The sequence below is a fragment of the Actinomadura sp. WMMB 499 genome (genome assembly GCF_008824145.1).
Taxonomy (GTDB): domain Bacteria; phylum Actinomycetota; class Actinomycetes; order Streptosporangiales; family Streptosporangiaceae; genus Spirillospora.
Genome location: NZ_CP044407.1, coordinates 5,657,445 through 5,677,769 on the forward strand (window position 1 = coordinate 5,657,445; position 20,325 = coordinate 5,677,769).

Here is a 20,325-nt window from a genome sequence, read left to right on the forward strand (position 1 = left end):
CCTGGCCTGACGTAAGCTTTGCGGGGCTTGTTTCCGCAGCGCGCGGGAACTCCGTGACGCAGAGGAAGGGCGCAGTGGCCGCAGACGTGGAGATCGGCGCCGGCAAGAGCGGCCGGCGGGCGTACGCCTTCGACGACATCGGCATCGTGCCGTCCCGCCGGACGCGCGATCCGGAGGAGGTCAGCGTCGCCTGGCAGATCGACGCCTACCGGTTCGAGATGCCGCTGGTCGTGGCACCGATGGACAGCGTGGTCAGCCCGGCCACCGCGATCGCCGTGGGTCGGCAGGGCGGGCTCGCCGTGCTCGACCTCGAAGGGCTGTGGACGCGGTACGAGAACCCGGAGCCGCTGCTCGCCGAGATCGCGTCGCTGGACGACGCCGCCGCGACCCGGCGGCTGCAGGACATCTACAACGAGCCGATCAAGGCGGAGCTGATCGGCCGCCGGATCCAGGAGGTCCGGGAGGCCGGGGTGACGGTCGCGGCGCGGCTGTCGCCGCAGCGCACCGCGCAGTTCCACAAGACCGTGATCGACGCGGGCGTGGACCTGTTCGTCATCCGCGGCACCACGGTGTCGGCCGAGCACGTGTCGGGCCGCGCGGAGCCGCTGAACCTCAAGCAGTTCATCTACGACCTGGACGTTCCGGTCATCGTGGGCGGCTGCTCCACCTACACCGCGGCCCTGCACCTCATGCGGACGGGCGCCGCGGGCGTCCTCGTGGGGTTCGGCGGCGGCTCGGGGCACACGACCCGCACGGTGCTGGGCGTCGCGGTGCCGATGGCGACGGCCGTCGCCGACGTCGCCGCCGCGCGCCGCGACTACCTGGACGAGTCCGGCGGCCGGTACGTGCACGTGATCGCCGACGGCGGCATGGTGAACAGCGGCGACATCGCGAAGGCGTTCGCGTGCGGTTCGGACGCGGTGATGGTGGGCTCGCCGTTCGCGCGGGCCACCGAGGCGCCGGGCCGCGGCTACCACTGGGGCAGCGAGGCGCACCACCCGGACATCCCCCGCGGCACCCGGCTGGAGGTCGGGACGATCGGGACGATGGAGCAGATCCTGCACGGTCCGTCGCACGTCGCGGACGGCTCGATGAACCTGATCGGGGCGCTGAGCCGCGCGATGGCGACGTCCGGTTACACGGAGCTGAAGGAGTTCCAGCGGGTGCAGGTCGTGGTCGCCCCGCGCCGCGTCGACTGACCCTCCGCGGACGCGTGCGTTCGAGCCCCGGGCCGTCCGGTCCCGGGGCTTACGCGTGCGCGACGGGGACGGGCCGAACGTGCGGCCGAACTGAGATCAGGCACACCCGGGGAATCACCCGAATCCGGGGTAGGTCCGTCCCTACTGTGGGGTAGGTACGTGGCGTATACCGAACCGTGTGTGGGGGGAATCGCGATGACGGGATCACCGGTGACCGGTCTGGGCAGCTCGCGCCTGGGGCCCGCCGAGCGGGCCACCGCCCTCGATCGCATGGCGCGCGAGGAATTCGACGTGGTCGTGGTCGGCGGCGGCATCGTGGGGGCCGGGGCGGCGCTGGACGCGGCGACGCGCGGGCTGTCGGTCGCGGTGGTCGAGGCCCGGGACTTCGCGTCGGGGACGTCGTCGCGCTCGTCCAAGCTGATCCACGGGGGCCTGCGGTATCTGGAGCAGTACAACTTCGATCTCGTCCGCGAGGCGCTGACCGAGCGCGGGTTGCTCCTTCAGATCATCGCGCCGCACCTGGTGAGGCCCGTCCCGTTCCTCCTGCCCACGACCCACCGCGTGTGGGAGCGGGCCTACTTCGGTGCGGGGGTGGCCCTGTACGACGCGCTGGCGTTCCAGATGGGCAGCACGCGCGGCGTCCCGCACCACCGGCACCTGACCCGCAAGGGGGCGCTGCGGCTGGCGCCGTCCCTGCGTAAGGACTCCTTCACCGGCGCGATCCAGCTGTGGGACGCGCAGGTGGACGACGCCCGGTTCGTCATGACGGCGCTGCGGACGGCGGCGGAGTACGGGGCGCAGATCGCGTCGCGGGTGCAGTGCGTCGGGTTCCTGCGGGAGGGGGAGCGCGTCACGGGGTTGCAGGTCCGCGACCTGGAGGCGAACACGACCGCGCAGGTCCGCGCGAAGCAGGTCGTGAACGCGACCGGGGTGTGGACGGACGACATCCAGGAGCTGGTCGGCGGGCGCGGGCAGATCCACGTGAAGTCGTCCAAGGGGATCCACCTGGTGGTGCCGAAGGACCGCATCCACTCGTCCACCGGCATCCTGCTGCGCACGGAGAAGTCCGTGCTGTTCGTGATCCCGTGGGGACGGCACTGGATCATCGGGACGACCGACACCGCGTGGGATCTCGACAGGGCCCACCCGGCGGCGTCCCAGACCGATATCGACTACGTGCTCGAACACGTCAACGCCGTCCTGACGACACCCCTCACCCACGACGACGTGGAGGGCGTGTACGCGGGACTGCGCCCGCTCCTCACGGGCGAGACCGAGGAGACGTCCAAGCTCTCGCGCGAGCACGTGGTGGCGCACCCGGTGCCCGGGCTGGTGCTGGTGGCGGGCGGCAAGTACACCACGTACCGGGTGATGGCGAAGGACGCGATCGACGCCGTCGCGCACGGGCTGGACGGCAAGGTCGCCGAGTCGTGCACGGACCGGATCCCGCTCGTCGGCGGGGACGGCTTCCAGGCGATGTGGAACGCGCGGCACCGGCTGGCGAACCGGTCGGGCCTGCACGTGGCCCGCATCGAGCACCTGCTGCGCCGGCACGGCACCCTGGTGGACGACCTGCTGCGGCTGATCGCGGAGAAGCCCGACCTCGGCAAGCCGCTGACCGGCGCGGACGACTACCTGCGCGCCGAGATCGTCTACGCCGCGTCGCACGAGGGCGCCCGGCACATCAACGACGTCCTGGCCCGCCGCACCCGGATCTCCATCGAGACGTGGGACCGCGGCGTCGGCGTCGCGCAGGAGGTCGCGGACCTGCTGGCGCCCGTCCTCGGCTGGTCGAAGAAGCAGCGCGACCGGGAGATCGAGTACTACCGCAAGCGGGTGGAGGCCGAGCGGGCCTCGCAGACCCAGGTGGACGACCAGGAGGCCGACGCGCACCGCCGCGGCGCCCCCGACATCGTCCCCACCGCCACCCCGTAGGGCGCGCGGGACGCGCCCCCCGGCCCGGGCCGGGGCCGGGGGGCGTCCGTCAGGTGGTCGCTCTGCGCACGCCGATGAGGCTCGCCGCGACCCGGAAGACCACGGCGATGGGCAGGATGAACACGTAGAAGAACATGTAGTACTCGCCCCCGGTGAAGATGAAGCCGAGGTAGACGCCGTACCCGAGCATGGCGAGCCCGGCGGCGGCGTACGCGATCCGCGCCCAGATCCCTTCGTCGGTGATGGCCGCCGCGAGGAGGATGAGGGGGCCGGAGAGGAGCAGGAGCACGACGTACCACGAGAACGTGGCGTCGGCGCCGAAGTCGATGTTCATGGAATTCCTGATGCGGGGGAGTGATCGTCGAACGGCGGGAACCTAGCGGATGCGTCCGACAGAGTGCCAGCGCTTTGTGGTGCGGTTCGGGGGTGGACGAGCGCGCGGGCGGTCTCGTAGAGGCCGGCGGGGACGCGGTCGGGGTCGAGGAGATGCTGGAACGCGAGCCCGACGTCGAGCGCGACGGCGAGCGCGGCGCGGTCGTCCGGGGCGATGCCGTCGGACTCGGGCAGGTCGCGGGCGAGCAGGGCGCGGCGCTCGGCGTACCAGTCGGCGATGCGCCAGCCGGCGGCGTAGTCGCGCATGCCGTAGAGCCAGAACTCCACCAGGAGGAGGGCGATGCGGCGGGGACCGTCCTGCGGGTCAGGTGCCTTACGGACGCGTCCCGTGCGGCCACCCGCATCCGGTGCGGGTTCCGGTTCGGGGTCGGGGGAGTGCAGGCCGTCGCGGAATCCGGCGCCGAGGCGGTCGCCGGTGAAGCGTTCCAGCAGGGCGAGCAGCAGGTCGGTCTTGCCGGTGAAGTTCGAGTAGACGGCGCCCTTGGTGAGCCCGGCGCCCGCGGCGACGTCGTCGAGGGAGGCGCCGTGGATGCCGCGCTCGGCCCACAGGCGTTCGGCGGCGGCGAGGAGCGCCTCGCGGGTCTGCTCGCGCCGCTCCCGCCGCGCCGCCGGGCCGCCGCCCGCGTGCCGCGGTGCGCCGTTCGCGGCGCGCCCGGGCGGGGCGTCGCCGTGGGCGTCGGTCATCTGGGGTCCCTTCGCGTCGGGGGCTCGCGTCGGCCGTGCCTTTTCGGAATACACCGGTCGAGGACGGTCAGTCCGGGAGTTGCGGAAGTCCGTGCGGGTTGGAACGGTCCGTTCGGGCGGGCGGGCGGTGAAATCGTCGTTACTTGCGGGTAGCAAAAATGGCCGGGCGGTCATACCCTCTTCTGCATGGCATCTCCGACGGTCCGTGCCGACGGTGCGGCAGCGCACGAGCTTCCCCCGAACCTCCTCGACCGGCTGGTCGCGCGCGTGGCGTCGGACGGCGCCGGGAGCGCGACCGTCCCGGCCCCCTTCACCGGCAAGCCGCTGGCGACCGTCCCGCTGTCCACGGCGGACGATGTCCGCCGCGCGCACGAGCGGGCCCGCGCGGCGCAGCGGGAGTGGGCGGCGCTGCCCGTCCGCGAGCGGGTCAAGCCGTTCCTGCGGCTGGCCGACACGCTCGTGGCGCGGCGCGAGGAGATCCTCGACGTCATCCAGCTCGAGACCGGCAAGGCCAGGCGGCACGCGCTCGAGGAGTTCCTCGACGTGGCGCTGTGCTCGCTCTACTACGCGCGGCGCGCCGCGAAGCTGCTCAAGCCGCAGCGCAGGCAGGGCATGATGCCGGGCCTCACGCGCGTCCAGGAACTGCGGCACCCCAAGGGCGTCGTCGCGCTGATCGCCCCGTGGAACTACCCGTTCGCGCTCGGCGCCAGCGACATCGCGCCCGCGCTCATGGCGGGGAACGCGGTCGTCCACAAGCCCGACACCCAGACGTGCCTGTCCAGCCTGTGGGTGCTCGACCTGCTCGTCGAGCTGGGCCTGCCGGAGGACGTGTGGCAGATCGTCGTCGGCGACCCGGCGGAGATCGGCGACCCGCTGATCGGCGAGGCCGACTACGTGTCCTTCACCGGCTCCACCCGCGGCGGCAAGGCCATCGCGGAGAAGGTCGCGCCGCGCCTGGTCGGGTACTCGCTCGAACTCGGCGGCAAGAACCCGATGATCGTCATGGCGGACGCCGACGTCGAGCGGGCCGCGCGCGGAGCCGTCCGGGCCTGCTTCACCAACGCCGGGCAGCTGTGCATCTCGATCGAGCGGATGTACGTGCACGAGGACGTCTACGACCGGTTCGTCCCGCGGCTCGCCGAGCTGGTCGCGGGCATGAAGCTCGGCACCGGCCTCGACTTCGAGGCCGAGATGGGCTCGCTCACCTACGAGCGGCAGCTCGACGCCGTGACCGCGCACGTCGACCAGGCCGTCGCGGCGGGCGCGACCGTCCTCGCGGGCGGGAAGGCGCGGCCCGACATCGGCCCGCTGTTCTACGAGCCGACGGTGCTCACCGACGTCACCACCGACATGGACCTGTGCGCCGGCGAGACGTTCGGCCCGGTCGTGTCGATCTACAAGTACCGGGACGAGGACGAGGTCGTCGAGCGCGCGAACGACACCGCGTACGGGCTCAACGCGTCCGTCTGGACGAAGAACGCCGCCGCGGGCCGCCGCCTCGCCGCCCGGATCCAGGCCGGGACGGTCAACGTCAACGACGGGTACGGCGCCGCGTTCGCCTCCTACGACGCGCCGATGGGCGGGATGAAGCAGTCCGGGGTCGGCCGCCGCCACGGCGCCGAGGGCCTGCTCAAGTTCACCGAGGTCCAGACGATCGCCAGCCAGCACTACATGGACCTCGAGCCGCCCGGCAACGTCGGCTACGACACCTTCGCCGGTTTCATGGCGAACGGGATCAGGCTGATGAAGAAGCTGCGGATCAAGTAGGGACACGAGTGAAGCACGACTACGACGTCCTCGTCGTCGGGTCGGGGTTCGGCGGCAGCGTCACCGCGCTGCGGCTCACCGAGAAGGGCTACAAGGTCGGGGTGATCGAGGCGGGCCGCCGCTTCGACACGAACCCGTCCGGCGCGCCCGGCTCCCGCCACCCCGAGCTGCCCAAGACGAACTGGCGGATCGCCCGGTACCTGTGGGCGCCCGCGCTCGGCCTCACCGGCATCCAGCGCCTGCACCTCATCCGCGGGACGAAGCAGAGCCGCGTCCTCGTCATGGCCGGCGCGGGCGTCGGCGGCGGGTCGCTGAACTACGCGAACACCCTGTACGTGCCGCCGGATCCGTTCTTCGAGGACCGGCAGTGGGCGCACATCACCGACTGGCGGGACGAGCTCGCGCCCCACTACGACCAGGCCCGGCGGATGCTCGGCGTCGTGCAGAACACCACGACGACCGCCGCCGACGAGGTGATCCGCCGCGTCGCCGACCGGATGGGCAAGGGGCACACGTTCGTCAAGACGCCCGTCGGCGTGTTCTTCGGGCGCGGCGCCGGGATCGAGAGCGCCGACCCGTACTTCGGCGGCGCCGGACCGCGCCGCCGCGGCTGCCTGGAGTGCGGCGAGTGCATGGTCGGCTGCCGGCACGGCGCCAAGAACATGCTCACCGAGAACTACCTGTACCTTGCCGAGAAGGCCGGGGCCCGCGTGATGCCGCTCAGCCGCGTCACGCAGGTCACCCCGTTGGACGGGGACGGCGACGGGGACGGCGACGGGGACGGGGACGGCCCCGGCGGGTATGCGGTCGAGATCGTGCGGACCGGGTCGTTCGGCCGCGACCGCAGGACGCTCACCGCCGGGCAGGTCGTGTTCGCCGCCGGGACGTACGGCACGCAGAAGCTCCTGCACAAGCTCAAGTCGACCGGACGGCTGCCGCGCGTCTCCGACCGGCTCGGCGCCCTCACCCGCACCAACTCCGAGGCGATCCTCGGCGGCGGTCGCCCGAACGGCAAGCCCGGCCCCGACTACTCCAGGGGCGTCGCGATCACCTCGTCGTTCCACCCCGCCCCGGACACGCACGTCGAGCCCGTCCGGTACGGGCGCGGCTCCAACCTGCTCGCGGGCCTGCAGACCCTCCTCGTGGACGGCGACCGGCCCGGCGAACCGCACGTCCCGCGGCTGCGCAAGTTCGCGCGGCTGGCCGCCCGCAGGCCCCGCGACCTGCTGCAGCTGTTCGACGTCCGGCACTGGTCGGAGCGGACGGTCATCGCGCTCGTCATGCAGACCCGCGACAACTCGATCACGCTGTCCCCGAAGAAGGGCCCGTTCGGCTGGGACGTCCGCGCCACCGCCGGGCACGGGGAGCCCAACCCCACGTGGATCCCCGAGGGGCACGCGGCGACCCGGCTGATCGGCGAGGAGGTCGGCGGCGTCGCGGGCGGCACCTGGGGCGACCTGTTCGACGTCCCGATGACCGCGCACTTCCTCGGCGGCTGCGCCATCGGCGACTCGCCCGCCACCGGCGTCATCGACGCCTACCACCGCCTCTACGGCCACCCCGGCCTGCACGTCGTGGACGGCTCCGCGATCTCGGCGAACCTCGGCGTCAACCCGTCCCTGACGATCACCGCGCAGGCCGAGCGCGCCATGTCGCTGTGGCCGAACGCGGGCGAGGACGACCCGCGCCCCGAACTCGGCGGCGCCTACCGCCGCGTCGACGCCGTCGCGCCGAAGAACCCGATCGTCCCGGCCGGTGCCCCGGCGGCGCTGCGGCTGCCGATCGTCGACGCGCGCTGACCCCGCCCGGACGTCCGGTGGCCGGACGGGCGGGGACGTCCGAGCCTCGGCGTAACGTGGCGGCCGTGGACGTCGAGGGGCAGGTCGCGCGGGTCCTCGCCGAGCTGCGCGACCGGGCGGATCCGGTTCGCGCGGCGAACGAGCGGCGCTATCTGAAGAGCGCGTTCGTCCACCTCGGCGTGCCCGTGCCGGCGATCCGCAAGGCGGCGGTGCCGGTGGCCCGCGAACTGCCCGATCGCGGCGAGCTGCTCGCCCTCGCCGGCGCGCTCTGGACGGTCGAGGACGCGGGACGCCCGGTGCACGAGGCCCGCATGGCGGCCGTAGAGGTGCTGGTCAAGAGGGTCGGGCTCCTCGAACCGGGGGACATCGCGGTCGCCGAGCGGCTGATCCTCGACTCGGCGAGCTGGGTGTACGTCGACAACCTCGCCGACCGCGTCGCGGGCGCGCTCGTCCTGCGCGAGCCCGGCCTCGGCGCCGTCCTGGACGACTGGGCGGCCGACCCCTGCATGTGGCTCCGGCGGTCGGCGCTGCTGGCGCTGCTGCCCGGCGTCCGGACGGGCGCCCCCGACCTCCCCCGGATCTCCCGGTTCGGCGACGCGCTGATCGGCGAGAGCGAGTTCTTCATCCGCAAGGCGCTCGGCTGGGTCCTGCGCGAGCAGTCGAGGAAGGACCCGGCGTGGGTCACCGGCTGGGTCGAGGCGCGCATCGCGGACGTTCCGGGCGTGACGCTGCGCGAGGCCGTCCGGCACCTGCCGGACGGCGACGCCGCCCGCCTCACGGCGGCCCGCAAGGCCGCTCAGCGCCGGTAGGCCGCCCACACCTTGTGCATGCGGTCGCCCTGGCCGTTCGTGAACGACGTCATGCAGGTGTCGTAGCTGTAGTTCATGAAGTTGTGGATCGGGTCCTCGCCGGGCTGCGGGCACGTGTCCTTGCCCTCCGGGCACCCGTCGGCCGGTCGGCTCTCCGCCGGGGTGTCGGCCACGCGGTCGCCGTGACCGCCGCAGCCGTCCTGGAACGTGTGGTACAGCCCGAGCCAGTGGCCGGTCTCGTGCGCCGCGCTGAACCCGCGGTTGAACTGGTCGATGTGTCCGCCCGGCATGCTGCCGTAGTTGATCGTGACGCCGTCCATCTTCGGCTCGTCGCGGTACTTCCACGGGAACGTCGACCAGCCGAGCAGATCGCCCTCGATGTAGGCGCTGTACAAGTTCAGCGTGCCCTTGCCGCCCTTGCGCAGCCGCGGCTTGTAAGAACCCTCGTACTGCTCGGGGTAGCGGAACCAGGCCGAGTTGTCGGAACGCGTGATGGCGCGCAGCCGGAACGACACCTCTGTGTTGTCGCCGCCGTACCGTCCTCCGTAGGCGGCGTTCATCACGTTGATCTGCCGCCTGACCGTCGCGTCGGACACGTTGCCGCGCGACCCGTCGTGCAGGACGTGGAAGTAGACCGGCACCGTGATCCGCGCCGCCGCCCGGCGCTCCGCCGCGTTCGCGTCCTGCGGCGCCTTCGGCCCGAGCGTCAGCCCGAGCCCGTCCAGGATCCGCCCGAGGTCCGACTCGACGGACTCCGACTGCGCGGGGCTCAGTTCGGCGTGGCCCTTGCCGTGCCCGTGCCCGCCGTGCCCGTGCCCGTGCCCGTCCGGGCCGGGCCGCAGCCGCGCGTTCGCCGGGACGCAGTCGTGCGGTGCGGCATGGCGCTGCCCGGCCGCCGCGGCCCGCGCCGGTCCGGGGGGCGTGACCGCGGCGGGGGCGGCGGCCGGGACGGCGGGAACGAGGGCGGCGAGCGCGGCGGCGGCGGCGAGCAGCTTCACGGGACTCCTAGGCGGGGCGGGCCGGACGGACGACAGGCGAACACAGTGCGTCATCAAGTGGTACCAGAGCGAAGTGCACGACCGCGTGTGATCAAGGTAAATGCATGCCGACCGTTACCGGGTGCGTGCCGACCGTCACGGGCGTGCTCGCGCGCGGCGAGGACGGTCGCGGCATCGGCGCAGGCCCGGGCCCGTAGACTGGGAGGTCCTTCCGGCCGTGCGAAAGGCGTTTTGTTGGTGGCCGCAGACCAGTCCTTCGACACCGTTCTCGTCGTCGACTTCGGCGCGCAGTACGCGCAGCTCATCGCGCGGCGCGTCCGCGAGTGTCACGTGTTCAGCGAGATCGTGCCGTCCACGATGCCCGCCGCCGAGATGCTCGCGAAGCGGCCCAAGGCGATCATCCTGTCCGGCGGGCCCGCCTCGGTGTACGAGGACGGCGCCCCCGCCGCGCCCGAGGGGCTGTTCGACCTCGGCGTCCCCACCTTCGGGATCTGCTACGGCCACCAGGTGATGGCCCGCGCCCTCGGCGGAACGGTCGAGAACTCGCACGTCGCCGAGTACGGCGGCGCGACCGTCGCGGTCACCTCGCCGGGCATGCTGTTCGACGGCCTGCCCGCCGAGCAGGCCGTCTGGATGTCGCACCGCGACTTCGTCAGCCGCGCCCCCGACGGCTTCACCGTCACCGCGAGCACCGACGTCACCCCGGTCGCCGGCATGGAGGACCCGTCCCGCGGCTTCTTCGGCGTCCAGTTCCACCCGGAGGTGCTGCACACCGAGCACGGCATGGAGATCCTGCGCCGCTTCCTCTACGAGGGCGCCGGCTGCCGCCCGAACTGGACGATGGTCAACATCGCCGAGGAGACGATCGAGGCCGTCCGCGCCCAGGTCGGCGGGAAGCGCGTCATCTGCGCGCTGTCGGGCGGCGTCGACTCCGCCGTCGCGGGCGCGCTCGTCCAGCGCGCCATCGGCGACCAGCTCACCTGCGTGTTCGTCGACCACGGCCTGCTGCGCAAGGGCGAGGCCGAGCAGGTCGAGAAGGACTTCGTCGCCGCGACCGGCGTGAACCTGCACGTCGTCGACGCCCAGGAGCGCTTCCTCGGCGCGCTCGACGGCGTCGCCGACCCGGAGGCGAAACGCAAGATCATCGGCCGCGAGTTCATCCGCGTCTTCGAGGAGGCCGCGCGCGAGATCGTCGGCGAGGACGCCTCCGAACCCGTCGAGTTCCTCGTCCAGGGCACCCTCTACCCGGACGTCGTCGAGTCCGGCGGCGGCACCGGCGCGGCGAACATCAAGTCGCACCACAACGTCGGCGGCCTCCCCGAGGACCTGCAGTTCAAGCTGGTCGAACCGCTCCGCACCCTCTTCAAGGACGAGGTCCGCGCGCTCGGCGAGCAGCTCGGGCTGCCCGCCGAGATGGTGTGGCGGCAGCCGTTCCCCGGCCCCGGCCTCGCCATCCGCATCGTCGGCGCCGTCACCCGCGACCGCCTGGAGATCCTGCGCGACGCCGACGCGATCGCCCGCGCGGAACTCACCCGCGCGGGCCTCGACCGCGACGTCTGGCAGTTCCCGGTCGTGCTGCTCGCCGACGTCCGCTCCGTGGGCGTGCAGGGCGACGGCCGCACCTACGGGCACCCGGTCGTCCTGCGCCCGGTGACCAGCGAGGACGCCATGACCGCCGACTGGGCGCGGCTGCCCTACGACCTCCTGCAGCGGATCTCCACCCGGATCACCAACGAGGTCCGCGAGATCAACCGCGTGACCGTCGACATCACCTCCAAGCCCCCGGGCACCATCGAGTGGGAGTGACCCCCGGACGGCCTCAGTGCCTCCGGGGCCGCGCGGCCCACGTCCAGGCGTTCAGCAGCCGCGCCGCCGAGCCGCCGATCGGACCCACCGCGTCCGCGAGCACGGCGGCGTCCGGCGGCCGTGCCCCGGCGACGGCAGGGACGGCCTCGCCGGCGGCGCCGATCGTGCCGGAGCACACCGACAGCAGGTAGTCCGGAACGGACAGGGCCGGGTCGGTGCAGCCCACCACCGGCGTGCCGACGGCCGCGACCAGCGGGAAGATCGTGCCGGGGATGCCGATCGCGGCCTCCGCGCGGGCGGACGCCCGCAGCGTGGGGACGTCGCTGATCTCGTACCGTTCCCACAGCGAGCGGTCCTCGCGCGGATGCAGGCCGACCAGGATCCGCTTCCCCGCCGCCCGCAACCGTTCCGCCGCCGCCAGCAGCAGCTCGGTGCCGGGGGCAGCACCGCCCGTCTCGTCCGAGCGGGTGACGCTGGTGATGACCAGCACGAGGCCGGGTTCCGGCGCGCGCTCGGGCAGGCCGTCCGTCTGCGGCGAGCCCACGACGTGGATCCGCCGCCGGGTGCCCAGGTAGCCGCCGAACGAGCGCGCCTCCGCCGGGGACGACGCGGTGATGAGCCGCAGCCGGTGCCGGATGCGGTCGGCGCCCGGGGCCTCCTCGGGCCCGAGATACGCGAGTGAACCGGCCGCGCGGGGGAGCCTGCCGAACCGTCGCGCGCACTCCAGCGGCCAGTCGTCCGCGCCCGTCACGACCAGGAGGTCCGCGTCGGGCGCGTCCCGCGGGGTGGCCACCGGGACCGTCTCGTCGGGATCGATGCCGGACATGTCGGGGACGAGCTGGGTGAGCCGCACGCCGCACCGCGCGGCCTCGTCCAGCAGCGGCCGGACGTGGTAGGTGCCCCAGGGCTCGTTGGTCGCGATGAGCACGCGCGGACGGCGCCGGAACCGCGGGGAGGCGTCGGCGGGCGCGGCGAGGGCGAGCGCCCCGGCCGTCCCGAGCGCCCCCGACAGCACCGCGCGGCGGCCGAGGTTTCCATGATCGTTCGTCATCCTCGCGACCGTAGACGCCCAGGCCGGACGGCGAGTGAACACGCAGCGAACAACCCCGCCGGGCACGCGGAAGGACGGGACGACCGCAAACAGGGGGGCCGCGCGAGGAAGCGGGGGCGCGAGGTATGCGAGGGACGCGTGGGAAACGACCGGCGCGGGCGGCGCGGCGCACGCGACGCCGGGTCGCGGCCGGGCCGGCCGATGCGGGACGCGCCGGGGCCCGGGTGCACCGCGCACCCGGGCCCCGACGCCGTGCGCGGCGCGTCGTCAGACGGTGGCGGGGGCGAGGGCCGCCTCGGCCTCCAGCGTCGCGGCCGCCGCGTTCACGACGGCGGCGATCCGCAGGGCCTCCTGCACCAGCTCGCGCGACAGGCCGCCCTCGCGGACGACCTTCTCGTGCGACTCCAGGCACCGGCCGCAGCCGTTGATCGCCGACACGGCCAGCGACCACAGCTCGAAGTCGACCTTGTCCACGCCCGGCTTGCCGATGATGCTCATCCGCAGCTTCGCGGGCAGCGTCGCGTACGTCTCGTCGCCGATCAGGTGCGTCGCGCGGTAGTACACGTTGTTCATCGCCATGATCGACGCGGCGCCCTTGGCGGCCTCGAACGCCTCCGCGGACAGGTAGTCCCCGGCCTCCTCGGCCAGTTCGCGGATGACGACCGTGCTGCGGGTGGCGAGCGCGCACGCCAGGACCGTCCCCCACAGCTGCTGGTCGGTGAGCTGGGAGGTGGAGGTCAGCGAGCCCAGGTTGAGCTTGGTGTCCTTGGCGTAGCCCGGAAGGGCGCTCTTCAGCGCGTCAACGCTCATGATCGAAAGGTCCTTTCATGCGAACGGCCGGCCGCGCGCGAGGCGACCGGCCGCCGGTCCGGACGGTCCGTGCGGACCGTCCGGCGGGTGACTGGGGCGTCCGAGACGGGCCCGGACACGGGACGGATCAGACGCCGGCGCCGGCCAGCAGCTTGTTCGCGTCGAGGGTGTCCTCGCCCTTGTTCCAGTTGCAGGGGCAGAGCTCGTCGCTCTGCAGGGCGTCCAGGACCCGCAGGACCTCCTTGACGTTCCGGCCGACGGAACCGGCGGTCACCATGGAGAACTGGATCTCGTTGTTCGGGTCCACGATGAACGTCGCGCGCTGGGCGACGCCGTCCGCGGTGAGGATGCCGAGGGCCTCGGACAGCTCGCGGTTGAGGTCGGCCATCATCGGGAACGGGATCTCGCGCAGGTCCGGGTGGTCCTTGCGCCACGCGAAGTGGACGAACTCGTTGTCGACGGACGCGCCCAGCACCTGGGCGTCACGGTCGGCGAACTCCTCGTTCAGCCGGCCGAACTCGGCGATCTCGGTCGGACAGACGAAGGTGAAGTCCTTCGGCCAGAAGAAGACGACGCGCCACTTGCCCTCGTACGACTTGTGGTTGATCGTCTCGAAGGCGTTGTCCGCGTCCAGCGAGACACAGGCGGTCAGCTCGTACTCGGGGAACTGGTCACCGACAGTAAGCACGCATGCTCCTTTTTGCGAGAACGGGAACGCCTCCGTCGAGGCGTGGGGAGGGTCGCCGGGACCGGCTCCGCGGCGACCGATGTCACTCAGCGTGCCCCAGGGTGGTCGAGAAGAGAAATCGATCTATCCCACAGCAACGATAAGGACTTCCTATCAGTTGCCCGTGAATGTGAGATGACCTGGGAAAACGTGCGGAGTTCGCGCGTCCCGAGCGCCTGCGAGTTGACCGAGATCACATGATGACGCCGGGTTCGATGTTAACTCTCCGTGAATCCCGTATCAAGCGCAACAAACTACATTCCGCCGAACCCGCCCGCCCGGGGGCAGCCGGACGGTCCGAGCTCCGGACCGCCCGAAGCGGACGTCCTGTGGATGCGGTGACCCCGTGCAACCTCCACCGAGTCTGGACGCATCAGTCAGGTGTGGAGAAGTCGAGAAGCGCCCGCGACGACGAGTTCACGGCGTACGTGGCGGCCCGAGGCCCCTGGCTCCGCCGGGTCGCGTACCTGCTGTGCCAGGACCGCCACCGCGCGGACGACCTGGTCCAGACGGCCGCCACCAGGCTGTACGTGAACTGGCGCCGCGCCTCGAAGGCGGACAACCTCGACGGCTACGCCCGGACCGTCCTCGTCCGCGCCTACCTCGCCGAGCAGCGCGGCGGCTGGTGGAAGCGCGAGCGCGTCATCCCCGACCTCCCGGAGGAGCCGGTCCCGCCGCCCGACCGGGCGGCCGACCTCGACCTGCGGACGGCGCTCGCGCGACTGCCGCCGCGCCAGCGGGCGGCCGTGGTGCTGCGTTTCTACTGCGACCTGTCGGTCGAGCAGGCCGCAACCGTCCTCGGCTGCTCCGCGGGAACCGTCAAGAGCCAGACGTCGCGCGGCCTCGACGCCCTGCGCCGGGTGCTCGAGGAGCCGGTGGGTTCGGAGGGGGAGAGATGAACGAACTGAGCGAGCGGCTCGCGGAGATCGCGGAGACGTCCGGTCCGGACGGCTCGGTGGACGCACCGGCGGCGATCGCGAAGGGCCGCCGCGTCCGCCGCCGCAGGCGATGGACGGCCGCCCTCGCGGCCGCCGGCATCACGGCGGCCGTCGCCGTCCCGATCGCGCAGGCCGCCCGCCCGGACGACGTGGACCGGCCGAGGGTCGTCGAGCCGGTGAAGTACCCGAACGTCCTGGTCGAGATGGCGGAGTTCGGCTGGCTTCCGCAGGGATACGCGCGGACGCGGATCGCGAGCGGCACCCCCGGGGGCGGGACGTTCGAGGTGTCGGCCGGGCGCGGCCCCGGCGGCGGGGGCGTCACCCTGACACTGCTGCGTCCCGGCCTGGAATTGGGCGCCCCTATGCTGCCCGGCGCCCGCAGGGGCACCCTCACGCGGGCCGAACCGGTCAACGGGCGGCGCGCCGACTGGCTGATCAAACCCGGCGACCCCGGCTCGCGGCAGATCCCGGCGGAGTTCCGCTTCAGGTATCGCGACGACGCGTGGGCGAAACTGCAGATCACCGACGCGCGGATCGCGGACGTCCCGACCGTCCGCCGCATCGCGGAAGGAGTACGGTTCGGCGGCACCGGGCCCGCGAGGTTCCCGGTGCGCGTCAAGGGCCTTCCGGAAGGCTTGAAGGTCTGGCGGGCGTGGGTCGAGGACGGGGCGGGGAACGCGACGTTCATGCTCGCCGGGCCCGGACGCGGCGAGTTGATGATCAGCGTGGGACCGTCCACCGAGGTGAGCAGGCGGCAGGCCGAACGGGACGCCAACACGACCCTCGACGGCCATCCCGCCTTCGACACCGATCGTCCGCACGACGGCCCGAAAGGCGACCCCGCGACCGCCGCGGCCGGGCGCATCCTCAACATCTACGACGCCGAGGGAATCGACGTCCGGCTGAACGTGCGCGGCGCGGAACTCCTGAATCGGCTGGAGAAGACCGGCGGCCTCACCGGCCTCTACCACCGGATCACCTTCCTGGGCCCGGACGAGTCGACGTGGACGACAACGCCCCTCGGCTGACGGCCGAGGGGCGTCAGTCCAGCCAGCGGCCGTCGCGCATCAGGTCGCGGCCGGGCAGTTCGTTCACTTCGCGCCACGCCTGGACGCGGCGCGGGGTGATGCGGAACCAGCGGTAGGGCGTGGCCAGGGCGCGCGGGTCGAAACCGGTGCGTTCGGCGAACAGGTCGCCGCGCGCCCGCGGGAGCGCGTCCATCTCGATGGGCTCGACCTCGCCGTCGATCACGGTCACGTCGCGGGTGGGGCCGAGGCCGAGCCGGACGGTCACGCCGGCGGCGAGGTTCCTGCCGGTCGGGCTGCCGGAGGGGGTGGCCACCAGCAAGGCCTCGCCGTCCCAGTCGAAGGACAGCGGCACCATGTACGGCGCGCCGTCCGGGGAGGCGGTGGCGACCCAGATGTCGACGTCGTGGCCGAGCCGGTGCTCGGTGTCGCGACGGCGCCGAGCGCGGGTACGGGGTTCGGTGTTCGCCGGTTCTGCCATGGTCGCTCCTGCCGTGGTTCGTGATCGCTGCTGCGTCTGGCCGCCGGACCCAGGTCCGGGCCCGGCGGCCGTCCGGTGGCGGTTCAGCTCACCGCGCGCTTCACCAGGGCGGCGATCCGCTCCTCGACCTCGGCCGTCACCTCGGTGAGGCCGAAGGCGGTGGCCCACATGTCGCCCTCGTCCAGCTTCGCCGCGTCGTTGAACCCGAGGGTGGCGTAGCGGGCCTTGAACTTCGCCGCGCTCTGGAAGAAGCAGACGATCTTGCCGTCGAGTGCGTAGGCGGGCATCCCGTACCAGAGCTTCGGTGCGAGGACCGGGGCGGCGGCGGTGACGACGGCGTGGACGCGCTCGGCCATGACCCGGTCGGAGTCCCCCATCTCGGCGATCTTCGCGAGCACGTCCCGTTCGGCCTCCGCCGCCTTCTCCGCCCGCGACGCGCGGCGGGCCGCCTTCTTCCGGTCCTGCGCGTGCTCCTTCATCGCGGCCCGCTCCTCGGCCGTGAACCCCTCGTAGGTGGCGGTCATGGTGACTCCTTCGTTCGGCGCTGTGGTCACAGCCTCTCCCGGCGGGGGTGCGGGCCGCCTCCGTGCCGACCACGGAAACCACCACGGAAAGGGATCGGTGCCCACAGCATTGACTGATCGACCATGTCGACTATCATCGCGATATGGCGATTGATTCTGATTGTGGAATGACATCACTGGAGGGGCTGGTCCCGGCCGCGGCGCTGTTCCACTCGCTGGCCGACCCCGTCCGGCTGTCGATCGTGCAGCGGCTGGCCCGGGGCGAGGCGCGGGTGGTGGACCTGACCCGCGAGCTGGGGCTGGCGCAGTCCACGGTGTCCAAGCACCTGGCCTGCCTGCGCGGCTGCGAGCTGGTGGACTACCGCGCCGAGGGCCGCCAGTCGTTCTACTTCATCGCCGTCCCCGAGCTGCTGGACCTGCTGCGCTCGGCCGAGCACCTGCTCGCGGCCACCGACCGCGCCGTCGCGCTCTGCCCCACCTACGGCACCGGCACCGACCGGACGATCGGAGCCTGCGCCCCCGAGGCGCGGGCATGACCGCGCTGTCGCTCGGGCCCCCGCCGCACCGGCGAGCCGTGCTGGCACGACGCGTCCGGCTGCTGGTGGCCGCCACGATCACCTACAACGTGGTCGAGGCCGCCGTCGCGATCACCGCCGGGACCCTGGCCTCCAGCGGGGCGCTGGTGGCGTTCGGGCTGGACTCGACCATCGAGGTCGCCTCCGCCGCCGCGGTCGCCTGGCAGTTCTCCGCGCACGACCCGGACGTGGTCGAGCGCCGGGAGAAGCGGGCGCTGCGGATCATCGCGGTGTCGTTCCTCGCGCTCGCCGCCTACGTCACCGCCGATTCGGTGCGCGCCCTGGTCAGCGGCGGCGAGGCCGAGCACTCCACCCCCGGCCTGGTGCTGGCGGCCCTCAGCCTGGCGGTCATGCCGTTCCTGTCGGCCGCGCAGCGCCGGGCGGGCCGCGAGCTGGGCTCGGCCAGCGCGGTCGCCGACTCCAAGCAGACCCTGCTCTGCACCTACCTGTCGGGCGTCCTGCTCGTCGGCCTGGCGGTCAACAGCCTGTTCGGCTGGTCGTGGGCGGACCCGGTCGCCGCGCTGATCATCGCCGCCGTCGCGGTCAAGGAAGGCCGGGAGGCCTGGCGCGGCGACGCCTGCTGCGCGATCCCCGCCGCGGCCGAGCCCGAGGCGGGCTGCGCGACCTGCGGGCCGGGCTGCGACTGCTGCTAGATTCCGATCTGGATGACCCCATGGCGATCAGCGCACTGGTCATATACCTGGTCTGACCTCGTAACCGGCGGCGCGCTCGCGCCGGTCCGCGACCCGATCTCGGCCGCTTGCAGCCCGGCGTCGGCCGCCTCGCTCCCGACGTCCGCGGCTGACTTACCGCGTACGGGTAGAGTGCGCCGGGAGGAAGATCCATGACCCCACCGACCGACGCCGACGCGCTGACCGAGCAGCCCCGGATCCCGCTGAGCCGGAGACGGGTGCTGCGCGCCGCCGTGGAGCTGGCGGACCGGGACGGCCTCGACGCGCTCACCATGCGGCGGCTCGCGCAGGAGGTGGGGGCCGAGGCGATGTCGCTCTACCACCACGTCGCGAACAAGCAGGCCGTCTTCGACGGCCTGGTCGAGGTGATCCTCGTCGAGATCACGGCGGCGGTGGACGAGGTCGAGGCACCGGCACCCGAAGAGGACTGGCGCGCCGCGCTGCGCGCGCGGATCCTCGCCGCCCGCAAGGTCCTCCTGCGCCACCGATGGGCCCCGCAGGTCCTCGAGTCCCGGCCCACCACGAGCCCGTCCGTCATCGCCTACTACGACGGCGTGGTCGCCCTCCTCCGGGCGGGCGGCTTCTCCTTCGACCTGACCCACCGTGCGCTGCACGTGCTGGGCAGCCGCGCGCTCGGCTTCACGCAGGAGCTGTTCCAGCCGGACGGCGGCGGATCCGCGGCCGACGAGGCCGCCGCGATGACGGAGCAGATGGCCGACCGGTACCCGAACATCGTCGGGATGCTCATGGACGCCGTCCACGACGACCCGGGCGGCACCCTCGGCTTCTGCGACGACCAGTTCGAGTTCGAGTTCGCGCTCGACCTGATCCTCGAGGGCCTCGAACGGCGCCGCGCCGCCGAAGCCGCCTGACCGTCCGTCCCATCAAGTCCGGTTTCACGCCAGCTCTTGACTTCCCTTACGCCGTACGACAGCCTTACGACGTACGAGAGCCTTACGGTGTACGACAGGAGAGGAAGGGTGCCGTGAAAGCCTGGACCTGGGACCGTTACGGCCCGCCGGACGTACTGACCCTCAAGGACATCGACGAACCCGAGATCGGCCGGGACGAGGTGCTCGTGCGGGTGCGCGCGGCGTCCGTCAACCCCGCCGACTGGCGCCGGCTGGGAGCCGACCCGAAGCTGGCGCGGCTGAGCCTCGGCCTGCGGCGGCCGAGGCCCGGCCTCGTCCTCGGCTCCGACCTCGCGGGCACCGTCGAGCGGGTGGGCGACGACGTGACCTCGCTCGCACCGGGCGACGAGGTCTTCGGGGAGGTCTCGCTCGGATCGTTCGCCGAGGCCGTCGCCGTCCCGCAGGAGAGGCTGGCCCTCAAGCCCGGCCGCCTCACCTTCGAGCAGGCGGCGTCGGTGTCGATGGCCGCGATCACCGCGCTGCAGGGGTTGCGGGACACGGGCCGGATCTCGGCGGGACAGCGCGTGCTGATCAACGGGGCGTCCGGCGGCGTCGGCACGTTCGCCGTCCAGCTCGCCAGGGCGTTCGGCGCCGAGGTCACCGGCGTGTGCAGCACCCGCAACGTCGAACTCGTCCGCTCCCTCGGGGCGGATGACGTCGTCGACTACACCAGCGAGGACGTAGCCGACCGGAAGGACCGGTACGACCTGCTCATGGACATCGTGGGCGACCGGTCACTCGCGGCGCTGCGGCGCCTCCTGACCTCCCGCGGGACGCTCGTGATCGTGGGCGGCGTGGCCGCGCCCCGCCACGGCCTGCTCGGCCCGGCGGGCCAGGTGGTCCGCGGGGCGATGGTCGCGCCGTTCGTCCGCCGGCGCATCGGCAGCGTCAGCTGGAAGCCGAACTCCGCGGACCTGCGATTCCTGGCCGAACTCATGGAGAAGGACGAGATCACCCCGGTCATCGACCGGACCTACCCGTTCACCGAGATCCCCGACGCCCTGCGCTACCTCGAACGCGGCCACGCCCGAGGCAAGGTCGCCATCACACTCTGACGGGCCGGTCCAGCGTGATCATTGATCGACGACCGCGCGGTGGGGCCGCTCGGCCGTCGCTACGGCGAACTTCCCCGACACACCCTCGACCCGGTGACCAAGGATGTCGACGAGGGACACGCCGGTGACGATGACCAGGTGGGGCC

Annotated in this window: 20 protein-coding genes; 12 read left to right on the plus strand and 8 right to left on the minus strand. The window is 72.6% G+C overall.

The features are described 5' to 3' along the window. Window positions 1-86 precede the first annotated feature (86 nt). Complete coding sequence (locus tag F7P10_RS25445; RefSeq protein WP_151018284.1) at window positions 87-1,199, plus strand: GuaB3 family IMP dehydrogenase-related protein; 1,113 nt, start codon at window positions 87-89, stop codon at window positions 1,197-1,199. 195 nt (window positions 1,200-1,394) lie between these two features. Beyond that, window positions 1,395-3,134, plus strand: a complete 1,740-nt coding sequence (locus F7P10_RS25450; protein WP_151012891.1) for a glycerol-3-phosphate dehydrogenase/oxidase — start codon at window positions 1,395-1,397, stop codon at window positions 3,132-3,134. A 49-nt stretch (window positions 3,135-3,183) separates the two neighbouring features. Here F7P10_RS25450 and F7P10_RS25455 read toward each other — a convergent pair whose 3' ends face one another. Both F7P10_RS25455 and F7P10_RS25460 read right to left on the minus strand, forming a co-directional pair. After that, window positions 3,184-3,468, minus strand: a complete 285-nt coding sequence (locus F7P10_RS25455; protein ID WP_151012893.1) for a hypothetical protein — start codon at window positions 3,466-3,468, stop codon at window positions 3,184-3,186. Continuing rightward, entirely contained in the window at window positions 3,465-4,211 is a 747-nt protein-coding gene (locus F7P10_RS25460; protein ID WP_151012895.1) for a TetR/AcrR family transcriptional regulator, read from the minus strand. The genes F7P10_RS25455 and F7P10_RS25460 overlap by 4 nt, the downstream gene beginning before the upstream one ends. Before the next feature lie 186 nt (window positions 4,212-4,397). Between F7P10_RS25460 and F7P10_RS25465 the strand changes: the two genes are divergently transcribed. From F7P10_RS25465 to F7P10_RS25475, 3 genes are all read left to right on the plus strand, one after another. Beyond that, complete coding sequence (locus F7P10_RS25465; protein ID WP_151012897.1) at window positions 4,398-5,978, plus strand: succinic semialdehyde dehydrogenase; 1,581 nt, start codon at window positions 4,398-4,400, stop codon at window positions 5,976-5,978. Window positions 5,979-5,986: 8 nt separating this feature from the next. Next, entirely contained in the window at window positions 5,987-7,777 is a 1,791-nt protein-coding gene (locus F7P10_RS25470) for an FAD-dependent oxidoreductase (RefSeq protein ID WP_151012898.1), read from the plus strand. 65 nt (window positions 7,778-7,842) lie between these two features. Further along, entirely contained in the window at window positions 7,843-8,586 is a 744-nt protein-coding gene (locus tag F7P10_RS25475; RefSeq protein ID WP_176611650.1) for a DNA alkylation repair protein, read from the plus strand. Here F7P10_RS25475 and F7P10_RS25480 read toward each other — a convergent pair. After that, window positions 8,574-9,584, minus strand: a complete 1,011-nt coding sequence (locus tag F7P10_RS25480) for a zinc metalloprotease (RefSeq protein WP_254716010.1) — start codon at window positions 9,582-9,584, stop codon at window positions 8,574-8,576. The two genes, F7P10_RS25475 and F7P10_RS25480, sit on opposite strands and share 13 nt — an antisense overlap. Window positions 9,585-9,815: 231 nt before the next feature. Between F7P10_RS25480 and guaA the strand changes: the two genes are divergently transcribed. Beyond that, complete coding sequence (gene guaA / locus F7P10_RS25485; RefSeq protein WP_151012903.1) at window positions 9,816-11,390, plus strand: glutamine-hydrolyzing GMP synthase; 1,575 nt, start codon at window positions 9,816-9,818, stop codon at window positions 11,388-11,390. Between the two features lie 13 nt (window positions 11,391-11,403). Here guaA and F7P10_RS25490 read toward each other — a convergent pair whose 3' ends face one another. The 3 genes from F7P10_RS25490 to F7P10_RS25500 all read right to left on the minus strand — a co-directional run bounded on the left by F7P10_RS25490 (window position 11,404) and on the right by F7P10_RS25500 (window position 13,939). Beyond that, window positions 11,404-12,441 (minus strand): hypothetical protein, encoded by a 1,038-nt coding sequence (locus F7P10_RS25490; RefSeq protein ID WP_151012905.1) that lies wholly within the window; start codon window positions 12,439-12,441, stop codon window positions 11,404-11,406. A gap of 267 nt (window positions 12,442-12,708) precedes the next feature. Beyond that, entirely contained in the window at window positions 12,709-13,251 is a 543-nt protein-coding gene (locus F7P10_RS25495; protein ID WP_151012907.1) for a carboxymuconolactone decarboxylase family protein, read from the minus strand. A gap of 127 nt (window positions 13,252-13,378) precedes the next feature. After that, window positions 13,379-13,939: a peroxiredoxin gene (locus tag F7P10_RS25500; protein WP_151012909.1), complete on the minus strand. Its 561-nt coding sequence runs from the start codon at window positions 13,937-13,939 to the stop codon at window positions 13,379-13,381. A gap of 422 nt (window positions 13,940-14,361) precedes the next feature. On the opposite strand from F7P10_RS25500, the gene F7P10_RS25505 reads away from it, so the two are divergent. Together F7P10_RS25505 and F7P10_RS25510 are read left to right on the plus strand one after the other, a co-directional pair. After that, window positions 14,362-14,877 carry a SigE family RNA polymerase sigma factor gene (locus tag F7P10_RS25505; RefSeq protein WP_254716011.1) on the plus strand — a complete coding sequence of 172 codons (516 nt, stop codon included), beginning with the start codon at window positions 14,362-14,364 and terminating at the stop codon, window positions 14,875-14,877. After that, window positions 14,874-15,944 (plus strand): hypothetical protein, encoded by a 1,071-nt coding sequence (locus F7P10_RS25510; RefSeq protein ID WP_151012910.1) that lies wholly within the window; start codon window positions 14,874-14,876, stop codon window positions 15,942-15,944. The genes F7P10_RS25505 and F7P10_RS25510 overlap by 4 nt, the downstream gene beginning before the upstream one ends. A 13-nt stretch (window positions 15,945-15,957) precedes the next feature. Here the strand turns inward: F7P10_RS25510 and F7P10_RS25515 are convergent, their stop codons facing one another. Together F7P10_RS25515 and F7P10_RS25520 are read right to left on the minus strand one after the other, a co-directional pair. Then, window positions 15,958-16,422 carry a pyridoxamine 5'-phosphate oxidase family protein gene (locus tag F7P10_RS25515; protein WP_151012912.1) on the minus strand — a complete coding sequence of 155 codons (465 nt, stop codon included), beginning with the start codon at window positions 16,420-16,422 and terminating at the stop codon, window positions 15,958-15,960. 83 nt (window positions 16,423-16,505) lie between these two features. Beyond that, on the minus strand, window positions 16,506-16,946 hold the full coding sequence (locus F7P10_RS25520; protein ID WP_151012914.1) for an iron chaperone: 441 nt from the start codon (window positions 16,944-16,946) through the stop codon (window positions 16,506-16,508). 143 nt (window positions 16,947-17,089) lie between these two features. On the opposite strand from F7P10_RS25520, the gene F7P10_RS25525 reads away from it, so the two are divergent. The 4 genes from F7P10_RS25525 (at window position 17,090) to F7P10_RS25540 (ending at window position 20,179) form a co-directional block, all read left to right on the plus strand. Continuing rightward, window positions 17,090-17,482: an ArsR/SmtB family transcription factor gene (locus tag F7P10_RS25525; protein ID WP_368077423.1), complete on the plus strand. Its 393-nt coding sequence runs from the start codon at window positions 17,090-17,092 to the stop codon at window positions 17,480-17,482. After that, the gene (locus F7P10_RS25530; RefSeq protein ID WP_151012918.1) at window positions 17,479-18,174 is read left to right on the plus strand and encodes a cation transporter; all 696 of its coding nucleotides are present in this window, start codon (window positions 17,479-17,481) and stop codon (window positions 18,172-18,174) included. The genes F7P10_RS25525 and F7P10_RS25530 overlap by 4 nt, the downstream gene beginning before the upstream one ends. A 191-nt stretch (window positions 18,175-18,365) precedes the next feature. Next, window positions 18,366-19,085 (plus strand): TetR/AcrR family transcriptional regulator, encoded by a 720-nt coding sequence (locus F7P10_RS25535; RefSeq protein ID WP_176611651.1) that lies wholly within the window; start codon window positions 18,366-18,368, stop codon window positions 19,083-19,085. A gap of 113 nt (window positions 19,086-19,198) precedes the next feature. Continuing rightward, a complete protein-coding gene (locus F7P10_RS25540; protein WP_151012920.1) occupies window positions 19,199-20,179 on the plus strand; it encodes an NAD(P)-dependent alcohol dehydrogenase in 981 nt (326 codons plus the stop codon). Window positions 20,180-20,325 lie beyond the last annotated feature (146 nt).

Excerpts from the sequence above, each read along its gene's own strand:
- F7P10_RS25460 (WP_151012895.1), bottom strand. The coding sequence starts at position 4,211 with ATGACCGACGCCCACGGCGACGCCCCGCCCGGGCGCGCCGCGAACGGC.
- F7P10_RS25490 (WP_151012905.1), bottom strand. The coding sequence starts at position 12,441 with ATGACGAACGATCATGGAAACCTCGGCCGCCGCGCGGTGCTGTCGGGG.
- F7P10_RS25515 (WP_151012912.1), bottom strand. The coding sequence starts at position 16,422 with ATGGCAGAACCGGCGAACACCGAACCCCGTACCCGCGCTCGGCGCCGT.
- F7P10_RS25455 (WP_151012893.1), bottom strand. The coding sequence starts at position 3,468 with ATGAACATCGACTTCGGCGCCGACGCCACGTTCTCGTGGTACGTCGTG.
- F7P10_RS25520 (WP_151012914.1), bottom strand. The coding sequence starts at position 16,946 with ATGACCGCCACCTACGAGGGGTTCACGGCCGAGGAGCGGGCCGCGATG.
- F7P10_RS25510 (WP_151012910.1), top strand. The coding sequence starts at position 14,874 with ATGAACGAACTGAGCGAGCGGCTCGCGGAGATCGCGGAGACGTCCGGT.
- F7P10_RS25465 (WP_151012897.1), top strand. The coding sequence starts at position 4,398 with ATGGCATCTCCGACGGTCCGTGCCGACGGTGCGGCAGCGCACGAGCTT.
- F7P10_RS25525 (WP_368077423.1), top strand. The coding sequence starts at position 17,090 with ATGGCGATTGATTCTGATTGTGGAATGACATCACTGGAGGGGCTGGTC.
- F7P10_RS25535 (WP_176611651.1), top strand. The coding sequence starts at position 18,366 with ATGACCCCACCGACCGACGCCGACGCGCTGACCGAGCAGCCCCGGATC.
- F7P10_RS25530 (WP_151012918.1), top strand. The coding sequence starts at position 17,479 with ATGACCGCGCTGTCGCTCGGGCCCCCGCCGCACCGGCGAGCCGTGCTG.
- F7P10_RS25495 (WP_151012907.1), bottom strand. The coding sequence starts at position 13,251 with ATGAGCGTTGACGCGCTGAAGAGCGCCCTTCCGGGCTACGCCAAGGAC.
- F7P10_RS25450 (WP_151012891.1), top strand. The coding sequence starts at position 1,395 with ATGACGGGATCACCGGTGACCGGTCTGGGCAGCTCGCGCCTGGGGCCC.